The 15,323-nt window shown below is 65.4% G+C and carries 13 protein-coding genes; all 13 read right to left on the reverse strand.

What is annotated here, in order from left to right; genetic code table 11:
- A partial coding sequence (locus tag QF777_11640; protein ID MDP6912194.1) for a translation initiation factor IF-2 N-terminal domain-containing protein occupies nucleotides 1-204 on the reverse strand: 204 nt, incomplete at its 3' end.
- Between the two features lie 491 nt (nucleotides 205-695).
- Entirely contained in the window at nucleotides 696-1,823 is a 1,128-nt protein-coding gene (nusA, locus tag QF777_11645) for a transcription termination factor NusA (protein ID MDP6912195.1), read from the reverse strand.
- On the reverse strand, nucleotides 1,820-2,338 hold the full coding sequence (rimP, locus tag QF777_11650) for a ribosome maturation factor RimP (GenBank protein MDP6912196.1): 519 nt from the start codon (nucleotides 2,336-2,338) through the stop codon (nucleotides 1,820-1,822). Before rimP ends, nusA begins: the two co-directional genes overlap by 4 nt.
- Nucleotides 2,339-2,593: 255 nt before the next feature.
- Nucleotides 2,594-3,820, reverse strand: coding sequence for a flavodoxin-dependent (E)-4-hydroxy-3-methylbut-2-enyl-diphosphate synthase (gene ispG, locus QF777_11655; GenBank protein MDP6912197.1), 1,227 nt, complete (start codon nucleotides 3,818-3,820; stop codon nucleotides 2,594-2,596).
- 70 nt (nucleotides 3,821-3,890) lie between these two features.
- On the reverse strand, nucleotides 3,891-5,189 hold the full coding sequence (locus QF777_11660) for a site-2 protease family protein (protein MDP6912198.1): 1,299 nt from the start codon (nucleotides 5,187-5,189) through the stop codon (nucleotides 3,891-3,893).
- Between the two features lie 5 nt (nucleotides 5,190-5,194).
- On the reverse strand, nucleotides 5,195-6,352 hold the full coding sequence (gene dxr / locus QF777_11665; GenBank protein MDP6912199.1) for a 1-deoxy-D-xylulose-5-phosphate reductoisomerase: 1,158 nt from the start codon (nucleotides 6,350-6,352) through the stop codon (nucleotides 5,195-5,197).
- A 13-nt stretch (nucleotides 6,353-6,365) separates the two neighbouring features.
- The gene (locus QF777_11670; protein ID MDP6912200.1) at nucleotides 6,366-7,670 is read right to left on the reverse strand and encodes a phosphatidate cytidylyltransferase; all 1,305 of its coding nucleotides are present in this window, start codon (nucleotides 7,668-7,670) and stop codon (nucleotides 6,366-6,368) included.
- Between the two features lie 49 nt (nucleotides 7,671-7,719).
- Complete coding sequence (locus tag QF777_11675) at nucleotides 7,720-8,283, reverse strand: ribosome-recycling factor (protein MDP6912201.1); 564 nt, start codon at nucleotides 8,281-8,283, stop codon at nucleotides 7,720-7,722.
- Nucleotides 8,284-8,398: 115 nt separating this feature from the next.
- Nucleotides 8,399-9,136: a UMP kinase gene (gene pyrH, locus QF777_11680; GenBank protein MDP6912202.1), complete on the reverse strand. Its 738-nt coding sequence runs from the start codon at nucleotides 9,134-9,136 to the stop codon at nucleotides 8,399-8,401.
- Between the two features lie 2 nt (nucleotides 9,137-9,138).
- Nucleotides 9,139-9,930, reverse strand: a complete 792-nt coding sequence (gene tsf / locus QF777_11685; protein ID MDP6912203.1) for a translation elongation factor Ts — start codon at nucleotides 9,928-9,930, stop codon at nucleotides 9,139-9,141.
- A gap of 2 nt (nucleotides 9,931-9,932) precedes the next feature.
- Nucleotides 9,933-10,847, reverse strand: coding sequence for a 30S ribosomal protein S2 (rpsB, locus tag QF777_11690; protein ID MDP6912204.1), 915 nt, complete (start codon nucleotides 10,845-10,847; stop codon nucleotides 9,933-9,935).
- 340 nt (nucleotides 10,848-11,187) lie between these two features.
- Nucleotides 11,188-11,895, reverse strand: a complete 708-nt coding sequence (locus QF777_11695; protein ID MDP6912205.1) for a pentapeptide repeat-containing protein — start codon at nucleotides 11,893-11,895, stop codon at nucleotides 11,188-11,190.
- A 5-nt stretch (nucleotides 11,896-11,900) separates the two neighbouring features.
- Nucleotides 11,901-15,323 (reverse strand): hypothetical protein (locus tag QF777_11700; protein ID MDP6912206.1); only part of this gene is annotated, 3,423 nt, incomplete at its 5' end.

The following is a 15,323-nucleotide window of genomic DNA, read 5'->3' on the forward strand; positions in this document are numbered from 1 at the left end:
CTTCTTACCCGGCTCCTCGGGCTGCACATCTCGAGTCAGGCCCTCGCGCACGGCCTTCCGGCGGGCCCGGTCGGCCTGCGCCTCGACAAAACCGGAGGAATGGCTCTTCACCCCAATGCCGAGTGACTCGCAGAGGTCCAGGACCTCGGCGTTGGTCATTCCCAGCTCTCGCGCCAATTCATAGACGCGGATGTTCTTCGGCACGAGGCTTCGACGTCCTGTTCTCTCTCGGGGTCCTCTGGGGGGTATTTCGTGGTAGCCCATCAGGGCTACCACGGGGCCCCGTTGTCGGGGAGCCGCTGCCTGACGCTATCGGTTGGTGGGGTGGATCACCCGTCCCCGGACCGCCTGGATGCCGTTGATTTCAACGGCGACGCTGCCGGGACGCTCTCCGACCGGCCAACCAGAGGAGGAACCAGTTGGGTGACCAGCCCAGCGACCTGTGTTGACGTCACGGTCCGCCGGAACGCCCTCGTCAGGTCGGCCGGACAAAGGGCCTGCAGGCAACCCGACACGGGATGCACCCAGGCGCCGCGTCCAGGCAACGTCCGACCAACCGCCGGTCCGGCCATCTCGACCGACCAGCCGATCCGGAGCAACTCGGAAGCCGGCACCGAGGATCGACATGCCACGCACCTCCGTCGGGGAACTGATGCCGAGGTGTCGGCATCAGTCAAGCGGCCCACCGCCGGCGCCTACTCCTCTTCCTCTCCGGAATCGGTTGCCGCCTCGGTCCACTCACCGGCCGAAACGGCCGGGCCGCCCTCAGCGGGCTTCCAGACCTGTTCACCGGTCGCGTCATCGACGATCCACTCACCCTCAGCCCACTCCACGTCGACATAGGCAGCTTCCTGAGCGACCTGGGTCTCGCTCTTGATGTCGACGCGCCAACCGGTCATCCGGGCGGCCAGACGCGCGTTCTGGCCCTCCTTGCCGATGGCGAGGGACAACTGGTAGTCGGGCACGATCACCGTGGCGGTGCCGGTCTCCTCGTCGATGAGGACTTCCTTCACCTTGGCAGGTGACAGGCCCTTCATGACGAAGTCGGCTGGATCCTCAGAGAACGGGACGATGTCGATCTTCTCGCCACGCAGCTCGTTGACAACCATTCGAACCCGGGCTCCACGGGCGCCGACGCAGGCGCCGACCGGATCAACGTTTCCGTCGTTGGACCACACCGCGATCTTGGTTCGATGTCCTGGCTCACGGGCACATGCACGGATCTCGACCACGCCGTCTGCGATCTCGGGAACCTCGAGTTCGAAGAGGCGCTTGATGAGACCCGGGTGCGTCCTACTCACGACGATCTGGGGGCCCTTGGCCGTCTTGCGGACCTCGACGATGTACGCCTTCAGGCGAGCGTTGGCTTCGGGTCGCTCAAATGGCACCTGCTCGGCCTGAGGCAGTAGTGCTTCGACCCGGCCCAGGTCCAGCAGGGTGTAACGGGCGTCGGTCTGCTGGATCATGCCGGTGACGATGTCGCCCTCGCGGCCTGCGTACTCCTCGTACTTGAGGTCACGCTCGGCCTCGCGGATCCGCTGACCCATGACCTGGCGGGCTGTCTGAGCGGCGATACGGCCGAAGCCGTCAGGGGTGACGTCGAACTCCTCGCCCGCCGGCTCGCCCTCCTCGTCGAGATCCTGAGCCAGAACACGGATCTCCATGGTGTCCGGGTCGATGGTCACCCATGAGAACTCGTGGGCTCCAGGCATCCGCTTGTAGGCCGATTCCAGTGCGTCGGCCAGCGCGGCGAACAAGGCGTCGATCGAGATGCCCCGTTCCATCGCCAGGGCCTGCAGGGCCTCCATCATGTCGGGGTTCATGACCCAACCTTCCTTCCCGGAGCAGCCTCGGCGCTCCGATCATCTCCCTTTCGAGCCGACTTCGACTCTGGGGTCCAGGTGAAGACGGTGCGCGCCTTCAAGATCTCGTCATGCCGGAGCGACCGCTCATCCCCACCTTCGGCCCGAACGACAATGCCGTCCTTGTCGGCAGCAGCGAGCACGCCGGCGATCCGACGGTCACCGTCCACGCCAGGAGCGGTCTTGATGGTGACCTCGGCGCCCAACGAACGGATGAAGTGCTCGGGACGCTTGAGGGGCCGCTCGAGCCCCGGGCTGGTCACCTCCAGGGTGTAGGTGCCCGAGATCGGGTCCTCATGATCGAGGGCCCGGGACATTTCGCGCGTCACGCTGGCAATAGCGTCCATGCCGACTCCGTCGGCATGGTCGACCACCAAGCGCACCACGCCGCCCTCGTACTCCACGTCCAGAAGTTCGACGCCGACACGGTCGCACAGGGGAGCGGCCAGCGCATCGATCCGATCGGTCACTGCCATTTCGCCCTCCCTGTTTTCCGGTGCCCACCAAAGTGGTGTACACGATTTTTCGGTGTCCACCCTGCGGTGGGCACTCCTCGGTTGTCGGCGGTACAACTGTCAGCACCGAAAACAAAAGGCGTGGGCAGAGCCCACGCCTCGTCGGAAACCGGCGATGCACGCACCGGAAATCATACCGTCGAGCCGCTCGGACACCGAGGGCGCCGCTGCTGCGCCAGTAACGGGGCGGTCACGCCCTCGTCAAAGCCGTCGGCCTCAACTGGTGTGACGGCGGATGAGCTCGATCTTGGTGCCGGCATCATTCGCGTCGTCACCCTGCTCTGCCAGCAGTCGGTCACGATCCTTTTCGGCCTCGCGTCGGGCCTTCTCAGTATCGACGCGTGCTAGCGCCGCCTCGGCGCCCTCCTCGTGGATCAACACGGCCCACTCGACTAGGGCGTCCACCATCTCATCTTCCCGGACCACCGCGGCATTGCGACCCTTGATGAACAGGTGGCCCCGCCGGTTCCCTGCGGCGATTCCCAGGTCGGCGTCACGTGCCTCTCCCGGCCCATTAACCACGCAGCCCATGACGGCCACCTGTAACGGGATCTCGCGATCAGCGAAGGCCGCCATCGCCTCCTCGGCGACCGCTACCACGTCGATCTCGGCCCGGCCGCAACTGGGGCAAGCAATCAGGTCGACATTCTTTCGCTCGCGCAGGCCCATGGCCTCCAACAGGGTTCGCCCGGCTCTGGCCTCCTCGACCGGATCGGCAGTGAGCGAGTACCGGATGGTGTCGCCAATCCCCTGGGCCAGCAGGGCACCAATTCCCGCTGAAGACTTGATGAGTCCGGCCGGCGGCGGTCCAGCCTCGGTCACCCCGAGATGGAGCGGATAGTCGGTGACCTCCGAGAGTTGGTGGTAGGCCTCGACCATCAACGGAACGCTGGATGCCTTGACCGAGATCTTGATGAGGTTGAAGTCAACGTCCTCGAAGTAGCGGATCTCGTCGAGGGCCGACTCGACCATGGCCTCGGCGGTCACCTTCCCGCCGTACTTCGCGTAGAGGTCGGGGTGCAACGAACCACCATTGACCCCGATTCGGATGGGGACGCCACGGTCGCGGGCCTCGGCAGCCACCGTCCGGATGTGTTCGGGCTTACGGATATTGCCCGGATTGAGGCGGAGGCAGTGCACACCGGCCTCCAACGCAGCGAGGGCCATCCGGTACTGATGGTGGATGTCGGCCACGATGGGTACCGGCGACCGGGGCACGATCCGGGCCAGGCCCTCGGCGGCCTCCAGTTCATTGCAGGTACACCGGACAATGTCGGCGCCGGCCATGGCCAGGTCGTAGATCTGCTGGAGCGTGGCCTCATGATCAGCCGTCCGGGTCACCGTCATGGACTGCACGGTGACGGGGGCACCCCCACCGACTGGGACGTCTCCCACCATCACCTGGCGGGTCAGCCGACGTTCGATACCTGCCTGAACCTCCATGCCCCGAGGCTACCGGCAGGCCCATTCCCGGGAACTGGCGCATGAGCCGGTAGCGGGCTGGATCTGTGGGTCAGCCCAGATCCGGAAAATCAACGATGTCCCGGTACAAGGCCACCATCCCAACCAGAACCAGCAGTGACACCACCGCCCAGGTCACCGGAACCAACTTGGCGGCATCTGCTCGGTGGCGGCGCCCGCCGAACGACCGGAGGCGCTCGTAGGTGGCGATGGCCACGTGTCCCCCATCCAGCGGAAGAAGCGGCGTCAGATTGAACACCCCGATGAACACGTTGACCAGAACGAGGAACCACAGGTAGGTAGCCCAGCCGTCAGCCAGCATGGCGCTACCCAGACGAGCCGCGCCATAGATCGACAGCAACCGCTCGTCATCGGCGTCGGAGGGCACGGTCGAAGATCCAACAGCAGGCGACCGGACGGAGCCCGACTCCGGGTCCGCCGTGACGCCGGTCGACACCCCGTCCAACGATGCTCCGTCGGATGCTGCCCTGTCGGGAAGGGCCCCTGAGAAGAAGCGCGATAACCCGTCGGGCGTGAAAAACGATGTGAGACCATCGATCGACATCATCGTCAGGTCACCGAATCGCCCGACGACTTCCCCCGCCGCCGCCACCGGCCCGACGGTGACCAGCGGCCGGGCGCGTCCCACGCCGAAGAAACCGTGGGTCGTTCCATCCGGCGAGAGTCGCTCCCCGATTATCGCCACACGCTTGGTCCTCGTACCGTCGCGGTCGACTACCACCTCCACCGTCTCGCCCGGCAACGACCGGACGACGACGCCGAATGCGCCGAAGTCATCGACCTCCACCCCGGCGACGGACAGGATCCGATCACCGACTTCCAGATCGATGGCCTCGGCTGCCGTGTCGGGCACCACCTCGCCGACCATCCAGCGATTCGGATCGGGCGTACCCACCATGCTGTACAGCACGAACAACAACAGGAGAGCCACGCCGAAGTGCGTGGCCGAGCCAGCCAGGGCCACAGCCAGCCGTCGGGGGTATGACTGGGCCCGGTAGGTGCGGTGCTCGATCGACGGATCCACCTCGTCGAGGCTGGTCATGCCCGTGATACGGACGTAGGCACCCGCCGGAATCGCCTTCACCCCGTAGGTGCACTCACCCCGCTGGACCGACCACAACCGGGGTCCGAATCCGAGGAAGAACTCAGTTACCTGCATGCCAGCCCATCGGGCCACAAGAAAGTGCCCAAGCTCGTGGAGCGTCAACATGGCGACAAACGACATCACCACCACCAGGCCCGGCCAACCCCCAATCAGTGTGAACGAGACCAGGGCGCCAGCCATCAGGGCTAGACGGATGTGGTGGTCTGTGGATCCTGCCGGACGCACCGGGTTCAGCTCCGAGATAAGACGAGGGCCGTGGCGGCCTCACGTGCCCGCCGGTCGACGTCCAGGACCGCATCGACGTCGGTGGCCTCGTCTCCCGGCCAAGCCTCGAGCACGTCGGTGAGCAACTCGGTGATACCCACCCACGAGAGCACCCCGTCGAGAAAGGCCGCCACGGCCACCTCGTTGGCTGCGTTAAGCCACGCGGGTGCCGTACGACCGGCCTGACCGGCAGCGAAGGCAAGATCCAGGCAACCAAAGGCATCGCGATCCGGCGCTTCGAAGTCCAGCCGGTCCAGCACCGCCCAGTCGATCGCTCCGTATGGCACGTCGAGGCGGTCCGGCCAGGCCAGCGCATAACCCATGCACAGTCGCATGTCCGGGTTCGAGAGCTGGGCAATGGTGGCCCCGTCGGTGAATGTCACCATCGAGTGGATGATCGACTGCGGATGAACCACCACGTCGATGTGGTCGTAGTCGGTGCCGAACAACTCATGGGCCTCGATCACCTCGAGACCCTTGTTCATAAGGGTCGACGAGTCGACGGTGATCTTGGGGCCCATGGACCACGTCGGATGGGCCAGTGCCTGCTCAACGGTTACCGATGCCAGATCGGCTCGGGTCCGACCCCGGAACGGACCACCGGAGGCGGTCAGGACAATGCGGTCCACCCGCTCGTCGACGTCGTTGGCCCGGAGGCATTGGTGAATGGCGCAGTGTTCGCTGTCCACTGGCAACAACTCGGCGCCCGGCGTGGCCCGGACCCGTTGAACGACCGGGCCCGCAGCGATCAACGACTCCTTGTTGGCCAGGCCAAGTCGGTGACCGGCGGCCAGGACAGCGAGGGTGACCGGCAGTCCGGCGAAACCCACCACGCCGTTGATGGCCACATCGGCGGACACAGCGGCCTCGGCCATGGCATCCGGACCGGCGAGCACCGTGGTCCCCGCCGGAACACCCGCCTCAACGGCGCCACCGAGGGATGCATCGGCGATGGCCACCACCTCGGGTCGGAAGGCCTTCGCCTGCTCGACCAGAAGATCTACGGATCGGGCGGCTCCGAGGGCCACCACGTCGAACTCGTCGGGGCGCGCTGCCACGACGTCGAGGGTCTGGGTGCCGATCGAACCTGTCGAACCGAGCACGGCCACCGAGGTCGGGGGCATGAAATCGACCGGGTCAGCCGGTGAACAGGTCCATCAGCCGGGCCGTGTAGTACGTGGCCGGCAGGACGAACAGCAGGGCGTCGAAGCGGTCCATGAGTCCACCGTGGCCTGGGAGGATGGTGCCCATGTCCTTGAGCCCGAGATCACGCTTGATCATCGATTCGCAGAGATCGCCCAACGGGGCCGCCAGAGCGACCACGATGCCCAGCACGAAGGCTGAGCCGAGGTCACCGGGATCCTGACCGAACGGGGTTATCTGTCCGACCACCAGGACAGCCATGGCGAAGCTCACGGCCATACCGCCGATGAGGCCCTCGGTGGTCTTATTGGGGCTCACGGCCGACAACGGGCTACGACCGAACATCCGACCGACAACCAGTCCGCCGGTGTCGTAGCCCACGGTGCAGAGCACAGCGGCCAGGAGCATCCCAGTGCCGTTCGGGTCGGTCAGCATCAGCCCGGCGAACGACCCCAGCAACCCGACGTAGAGGACGCCGAACAGGGTCACCGACACGTTCAGCAGCGGGGCCTGACGGTCGATACCGGTGAGATACCAGAAGAGGCTGAACAGCACGGTGAGGCCCAGCACGAGCGGAACTGCCGCCTCAAATCGCCAGTAGGCGGCGAGATTAAGTGCACCGACGGCCACCACACCGAGAAGAGCGGCGGGCTGATAGCCGGCGCGGCGTAGCGCCATGAAGAACTCGGCGGCAGCCAGCACCAGCAGGATGGTGACCAGGGCGACGGAAGCATCAGTGCCGATCCGGAAGGCGGCTAGGGCTAATGCTCCGAGACCGACACCGGTCACCACCGCCATGGTCATGTCGCGGCCACCGGCCGCCGGGCTTCCCCGGTCGGGGCCCGGGGCGACGGGTGCGGTGGGCACCGGATCGGCAGGTGCCGGTTCGCGCACCGTTCCGCCTTCGGCCTGTTCGCTGAAGTCGGGCAACGGCTCGTCGGGCGGCAGCAGCGGAGGATCGAACTCGGCGGACGCCGAGGTGATCAACGGCCCGTCGTCGAAAAACACAGCAGCCGCATCAAGGTCGTCGCCCACCGGTTGCTGGGACTCGTGATCGTCGGGGACGTCGTCGGACCAGCGGGGACCGCCATCAAGGCCGCTCCAAGGGTCGCTTCCGCCTCCCGATTCGCCACTCACGTCGCCGGTCGGCGGTGCGGACCAATGCGGGAGTTCGTCGCCCGGCGTGTCACCGCCGAAAACCGAGCGACCCGGTTCGACATCATCGTCGGGAGCATCGAGACCGAGAATCCGGATCTCTTCAAAGCTGCCGTCTCCGGAGCCACCCTGGTCTGTATTCACCCTCGTCCTCCGGTCTCGTCGGTCCTCATGGAGTCAGTCATCTATCGGCTCACACTTCGAGCAGTTCGTCTTCCTTGGCCTGCCGTGCACTGTCGATCTCAGCCTCGAAGCCGTGGATGATCTCGTCAAGGCGGTTGCCGGCCCACTTCAGGTCGTCCTCGGAGACTGAGCCCTCGAGATCATCGAGGTCCTTGCGGGCGTTTCGTCGAAAACCCCGCATCCGGTTCTTTCCGTCCTCAGCCATTCCGTTCACCATGCGTACCAGATCTCGCCGTCGTTCCTCGGTCAGCATCGGAAACGAGAGTCGGACGCTTCGACCGTCATTGCCCGGGGTTAGGCCCAGATCAGCCTGGACGATCGCCTTCTCGATGGCGGGGACGTTGGCCGGATCGTGGGGCGTCACCAGCAGCTGCCGGGGCTCCGGGATCGAGAAACTGGCTAGTTCCTGCATCCGCATCTCGACGCCGTAGGCCAGCACCATGATCTTTTCGACGATGGACGATGAGGCACGGCCGGTACGGATGGTGGAGAACTCCCGACGGGAATGGGTCACGGCGTCGGACATGCTCGACGAGGCCTCGTCGAGCACCATCTGGATCATTTCGTCGCTCACTGCATCCCCCGGTCCATCCGGCCTTCCTATCCACCGGCGACCCGTGGGCCACCAGATGGCCACCGGGCGCGGTGCCCGGCGGTATCCCGGTCGACGAGCCGACCGGGCCGACCGGTTACGAGACCAGCGTGCCCACCGACTCTCCGGCGAGGATGGCTCGGACGTTACCCGAGGCCATCAGGTCAAACATGACGATCGGCAGGGCATTGTCCATGCAGAGTGTTATGGCCGTGGCGTCCATTGCCCGCAAACCCTTCTGGATCACCTCGAGGTAGGTGACCTCTTCGAGCCGGGTGGCCTCAGGATCCAACTTGGGATCGGCCGTGTAGATCCCGTCGGTGCCCGAATGGGTTCCCTTCAGGACCGCTCCGGCCTCGATCTCGACCGCCCGTAGCGCGGCCGCTGTATCCGTGGTGAAAAACGGGTTACCCGTTCCACCGGCGAAGATGACCACACGGCCCTTCTGTAGATGCCGGATGGCCCGACGACGGATGTACGGCTCGGCGATCTGGGCCATGTGGACGGCATTCTGAACACGGGTCGGCTGACCCATCTGTTCAAGCGTGTCCTGAAGGGCGAGGGCGTTGATGGTGGTTGCCAACATTCCCATGTAGTCGGCCTGAGCGCGGTCCATTCCGGCACCAGCTCCCGACATACCGCGCCAGATGTTGCCGCCACCGACTACGACCGCTATATCGACCTCGAATTCGGTCCGGACCGAGCAGATCTCCTGGGCGATCCGACCGACGATCTCGCCGTCGATGCCGTAGCCGGCTTCACCGGCGAAGGCTTCACCGGAGACCTTGAGGACCACCCGGCCCCAGCGACCTGGGATCCGTTCGCCCCCGCTCACGTTCAGGCGCCTAGGTAGGCTTGGGCGAACCGCTCGATGCTTCCACCAGCAAGGGTGTCGCCCACCGAGGTTTTGTCGCCGTGGAGACCCTGTTCGAGAAGCACGGTCTCACGGAACCAGCCGGTGAGCCGTCCCTCGACGATCTTGTCCCAGGCCTGTTCGGGCTTGCCCTCGGCCTTGGTGATCTCAAGCAGCGCAGCCCGCTCCTTGTCGACCAGGTCAGAAGGGACCTCGTCGCGAGTCAAGGTGGTGGGTTTGGCAAAGGCGATGTGGAGCGCCACCTGGTGGAGGGTCTCCTGGTCGACGCCGGAGCCTTCGACCACCACGCCGTTCACGCCGCGCCCGTCCTGAACGTGCAGGTAGGTGTCGATCATGTTGCCGTCGCCAGCTTCGATGAGCGAAACCCGGCCGACCTCGATGTTTTCCTTGATGGAGAGGCGCAGGTCGTCAATGGCCGATGAGCGGGCATCGACCGCCCCTTCGCCTTCAGTCAGGACGGCGTTGGTCAACTCGTCGACGAGGGAGAGGAATCCGTCAGACTTCGCCGAGAAGTCGGTTTCGCACTTCAGGTGCACGAGGGCAGCCCGCTGACCATCAGCCACGAGACCAATGGCCCCCTCGACGTTGTCACGGTCCGAGCGGGTGGCCGCCTTGGCTAGACCCATTTCTCGGAGCATCTGCGCGGCGGCCTCGAAGTCGCCGTCGGACTCGATCAACGCCTTCTTGGCGTCCATCATCCCGGCGCCGGTGGCATCACGCAGTGCCTTGACGTCCTTGGCGGCGATATCAGCCATGGTCAGGCCTGCTCCTCGTCGGTGCCGGCCTCAGCGGCGGGCTCTTCAACAGCAGTCGCCTCGGCATCTTCCTCAACGGCGGACTCTTCAACAGCAGTCGCCTCGGCGACGGTGGCTACACGAACCTCGCGTTCGGCAGCGGCAGCAGCAGCCTCGTTGCGAGCCTGAGTCTGGGCAGCGGCTTTTTCCTCGCCGTCGAGCGTCGGACCATCGTCGTCGCCGCCACGGGCGTTCACGATGTAGCGACCCTCTTCGATGGCGTCAGCGACGACCCGGCAGAGCAGACGTCCCGAACGGATGGCGTCGTCGTTGCCGGGGATGAGGTGCTGGATGACGTCCGGGTTGCAGTCGGTATCGACCACGGCGACCACCGGGATGCCGAGCTTGTTGGCCTCGGTCACCGCAATGTGCTCCTTGACGGTGTCGAGAACGAAGATGGCGTCAGGCAGACGCTCCATGTGCTGGATGCCGCCGAGGTTCCGCTCGAGCTTCTCGAGCTCGCGGGAAAGCATCAGCGCCTCCTTCTTGGGCATCGCCTCGAACTCGCCGGAGTCGCGCATGCGCTGGTACTCCGACATCTTGGCGATCCGCTTGGAGATCGTCTGGAAGTTGGTCAACATGCCGCCCAGCCAACGCTGGTTCACGTACGGCATGCCGCACTTCTCGGCATAGGAGCGGATGGCCTCCTGGGCCTGGCGCTTGGTGCCGACGAACAGCACCCGGCCGCCGCCGGCGACGAGGTCACGGACGAAGGTGTAGGACGACTCGATCTGCTCAAGGGTCTGCTTGAGGTCGATGATGTAGATGCCGGACCGCTCGCCGTGGATGAACCGCCTCATCCTCGGGTCCCAACGGCGGGTCTGATGTCCGAAATGGACACCCGCTTCGAGCAACTGCTTCATTGTCACGACAGCCATGGTCGTGGTCTCCCTTCCCATCGGTTCGTCTCGCCCCCGCCTCGCGCCCGAAGGCGACCGTGGGTGGGTGGGGGTGAATTGGTCTGTGCCGACAATCGGTATGTCGGAACGGTGCCCGAGTGTACCGGTGGCCGGCCAACATCACTTCTGCTGCTTCCGCTTGGCGCCATCTCCAGCAGAGGCATCGTCGTCACCGAATGGCTTGCCCACAGCCTCGGACTCGCGGATTCAAGCGATGGCCTTATAGGCCATTCTGGTCAGCAACGATCTATGTCGTGGCCAGCAACCGCTGAGGAAGGAACCATCCTCGAGTAACCAGCTCGCGAGGTTGAGTTGGTCCTCAGCCAGTCGCGATCTGACAACTGTCGTTCTTGAGAGTGCCGTCCACATAGATGGTGCTGCACCAGAACGTCCGCCGGTCAACAAGGCCCTGAATGGACGCACCAGTCATGTTGACCGACTTCATGTCCGCCTCCATGAGCACGGCCGCAGTTAGGTCGGTCAGCACCAAGTTCGCGCTTGTCAGGTTGGTGCGATAGAAGACAGCGCCGGCGGCAATAGCCCCGGAGAGGTCAGCACCGGCCAGGTTGGTGCTCGACAACGTCGCGCCAGCCAGGTTGGCGTTGGTCAGGTTGGCGCCAGCCAGCATGGCGCCGTTCAGTAGCGCCCCCTCCAGGTTGGCCCCCGAAAAGTCGATGCCGGGAAGGATCATGCCGGCCAAGTTGGCGCCAGCCAGATCAGCACCAGCACACGAGGCGTTGGGCGCCGGCCGGCACGGCTCTTCAGTGGTCGTTGTGGTCTCAGCCTCCGTAGTGGCAGGGGCTGCCGTGGTGGTCGTTGCGGTCTCGGCCTCCGTAGTGGCAGAGGCTGCCGTGGTGGTCGTTGCGGTCTCAGCCTCCGTAGTGGCAGAGGCTGCCGTGGTAGCGGGGGCGGCCGCCGGATCCTCGTCACCTCCTCCACCGCAGGCAGCAACTGCAAGGGCCAAGGCCAGCACGCTGACCGTCAGGCGGCCGGGTGACCGTTGGACATCTTTCATCATCGCGTCCATAGCCCTCACTCCTCGCCGTCGAAGTCAACGACCATGGCCGCCATGTCCGATGCCGTGTAATTCGTGCCATCTTCCTTGACCGCTGGGTTGCCGTCGGCGTCGAAGAAGACCATCTCGCCATTGTCACCAGGTGCCGCTACCACTGTGGTCCCGTCTTCGGCCACTAGTGGCTGTTCGTCGCCAGGGGCAAGATTTTCGAGGGTGGCCTGCATCGGTCCCTCGCCCATGGCGATCAGCACACCTGTGTCAGACGTGGTCGCAGTTGCAACGTCGCCAGTCGGACTAGTGATGGCCTGCTGCGTGCCATCAGCCGAGATAGCCACCTCAGTTGGTTCAGCGTCGGGTTCGCCGGGTGGTGGTGCGACTGCCATAGACATCCCGCCAGACTCGGTGAACGTCGACTCGACCAGGGTGACTTCGCCCTCAGTGATGACCTCGCCTACTGCCGGGTTGATCACGGCCAAGCGTGGGGTTGGTTCGACGGGTTCGCCCTCAGCGGGTTCACCCTCGACGGGTTCGCCCTCGACGGGTTCGCCCTCGACAGGTTCGCCCTCGACGCCACCCGGCGGCCGACCGGTAGCAGTGGACTGCAGGGTCAGAACCCCGTCCTCGCCGAGCGTGTGACCCACTGCCTCACCGGTGCTGAGAAGCACCGTGGTCTCCCCGGTTGCCGGATCACTCTGCAGACCCTTGGGCATGGGTGGTGCTTCGGGCACCTCTCCGTCGGCGAAGTCCGCGCCCTCAGGCGCATCACCCGCTTCGGCAGCAGGATCGGCTGCTCCGTTGTCGAGCGTGTTGTCCTCCATCGTCCAGGATGCGACCATCGACCCATCGTCAGCCACCTGTGTGGCCTTCTCGGTTCCGTCAGCCTTTGTCGCCACCGACAACTGAGATCCGTCCTCGAGTTCGGTCACCTCAGTCTGAGTCGTGCCACCCTCCGCCGTCACCACGGTCTGACTCCCGTCCGGCGCAGTGACGACTAGGTCACCGGTGGGAAGGGTGGTGGCTAGTGAACCATCCTCAAGACGTTCAGTGCTTTGGACCGAGCCATCGGCGAACGTCACGACGGTGCTGCCTGTAACCGGGTCGGATTCGGTGACCATGCCCGTCGGGTCGGTCACCACAACGCTGCCGTCAGGGTTTTCTCGGGTGATGTAGTCACCGCCCTCCGGAGTAGTGAATGTGGTTGCCCCGATCTCCGGGTTATACCGTTGCACGCCGCCGTCCGGGAGGTTCTTCTGGACGGTGCCGTCCTCCAGAGTCGACGTGACCGTACGTTCACCGTTGGGTGCCACATCAATGGCCCAGCTTCCGTCCTCAGCCTCCATCGTGGACGCCCCGTCGGTCATCAGCGTTACGAACGAGCCGTCGTCGGATTGGACCTTCTTGCCGCCGTAGCCCGAGGCGTCCTGGAACTCCTCAGTGCCATCGGCGTGCACGGTGCGCTGCGACCCGTCGCCGTTCTGGGTGATGAGTTCGCCGGCCTCACCGAGGAACGCCTGGTCCTGGGAGCCGTCCGGATTGATCCGATTGAACGTTCCGTCGGGGTTGACGATCTCCACGAGACCGTCCGAACCTCGGGTCATCACGGCGCCCGATTCGGGATCGATGACCTGCTCGCGGGACCAGCCCGAGGGCTCGAAGTGTGACTTGGCACCATCCGCCGACTCGAAGACCAGCCCACCGTCGGGCCGCTCGACCCGGAAACCACCGTCATCGGTGCGTTCCCTGGTGATGGCCTCGCCGGCCCGGTTGGTGAACTCACTTGACCCGTCGGCCCGTTGGACCAGCTCGGTGCCGTCCGGGTTTACCTGACGGAAGCCACCATCATTGGCGACCTCACGCTCAAGGCTCTTTCCGTCGCCCCAGAAGACGTTCATGCTGCCGTCCTCCTGGCGGACCTGACTCATACCGTCCTCCCAGGCCATGGCCTGACCACCCTCGCCCATGTCAAAGGCCACCGGCGGCTGGAACTGCCGAGCTCCCTCGTCCTCGAAAGCGAGGCCGGGAACGAACCCGCCGGCCGGGGCGTTCGGATCGCCGCCCTCCAGCGGCTGACCGTCCTCGCCGAGCGGCGGGGCACCGCCGGGGCCCCCGACACCGGGACCACGAGCATCCTCAAAGAAGTCGTCCGGGTTGAACCCACCCTCCTGGTTCGGATCGAAGAAGGCCTGCACGCCACTGGCCAACCTGGGAGCACCCTCGGGGCCACTGGCGCCCGCTTCACCCTCTGGGCCGACAAACTCTCCGAAGAAGTCACCGAACGGGTCTGGGGCGCCGCCCTCGCCGCCCTCGCCGCCAGCGTTCGGATCGCCACCACCGGGGGCACCGAAAGTGAACGCCTTCTGGGGAGCGAAAAAGTCGCCCTTCAGGCCGCCGTCGTCACCTCGTTCGAAGGTCGGGCCCCGCCAACCACCGCCTCCACCACCGGTACCCATGTTCGGGTCGCCGGGATCCATGTTCGGGTCGCCGAGATCCATGTTCGGGTCCCCGGGGTCCCCTTCCGGCTGTCCGCCGGGGCCTCGGGGCGCCGCTGGACCGAGGACATTGTCAAAGAAGAAGGACCCGGCGTTTCCGGGCTGCTCGCCGAAGTCGTCGAACGCCTCGGCGTTGCCGGGAGCACCAATGAACCCACCGAACGGGTTACCGTCGCCACCGTCGCCACCGTCGCCAAATCCGGCGAAACCACCACCGTCGCCACCATCGCCAAATCCGGCGAAACCTCCCTCATTGGCGAAGGGGTCAATGAAGCCGCCCGCCGCCATGGGGCCAGGCCGGCCTTCTGGTGCCTCGCCGTCGCCGACAAATCCCTCACCATCAGCAGGAGCGAAACCACCTTCGGGAGGATCGCCCTGACCGGCGAAACCCTCACCATCAGCAGGAGCGAAACCACCTTCGGGAGGATCGCCCTGACCGGCGAAACCCTCACCATCAGCGGGAGCAAAACCACCACCGTCGCCACCATCGCCAAATCCGGCGAAACCACCACCATCGTCACCGCCACCGAATCCGGCGAAACCACCACCATCGCCACCGCCACCGAATCCAGCCGATGGCCCGAACAGGCGGCCGCCCGCGGCACCGGCGAAGAAGTCGTTGGTCGACGGTGCCTGGTAGTCCTCCGGGTTGTCGAGGACCTGGCCTGCACGGCTGTTCGGATCAGCCTTCTGGGGCACGAACGCCGGACCCTCGCCGCCCTCGTTGAACATGAGTCCACCGGGGGGAGCGTCGGGTTCGCCACCCTCACCACCACCCTCGGGCGCAGGACCAAAACCTTCACCACCCTCGGGCGCAGGACCAAAACCTTCGCCACCCTCGGGCGCAGGACCAAAACCTTCACCACCACCGGCACCACCCTCGGGCGCAGGACCAAAACCTTCACCACCACCGGCACCACCCTCGGGCGCAGGACCAAAACCTTCACCACC

The organism is Acidimicrobiales bacterium (assembly GCA_030747595.1).
GTDB lineage: Bacteria > Actinomycetota > Acidimicrobiia > Acidimicrobiales > MedAcidi-G1 > UBA9410.

Bases quoted from the DNA above. Each gene is read 5' to 3' on its own strand.
- dxr (MDP6912199.1), bottom strand. From the start codon at position 6,352: ATGCCCCCGACCTCGGTGGCCGTGCTCGGTTCGACAGGTTCGATCGGC.
- tsf (MDP6912203.1), bottom strand. From the start codon at position 9,930: ATGGCTGATATCGCCGCCAAGGACGTCAAGGCACTGCGTGATGCCACC.
- rpsB (MDP6912204.1), bottom strand. From the start codon at position 10,847: ATGGCTGTCGTGACAATGAAGCAGTTGCTCGAAGCGGGTGTCCATTTC.
- rimP (MDP6912196.1), bottom strand. From the start codon at position 2,338: ATGGCAGTGACCGATCGGATCGATGCGCTGGCCGCTCCCCTGTGCGAC.
- QF777_11695 (MDP6912205.1), bottom strand. From the start codon at position 11,895: ATGGACGCGATGATGAAAGATGTCCAACGGTCACCCGGCCGCCTGACG.
- ispG (MDP6912197.1), bottom strand. From the start codon at position 3,820: ATGGAGGTTCAGGCAGGTATCGAACGTCGGCTGACCCGCCAGGTGATG.
- nusA (MDP6912195.1), bottom strand. From the start codon at position 1,823: ATGAACCCCGACATGATGGAGGCCCTGCAGGCCCTGGCGATGGAACGG.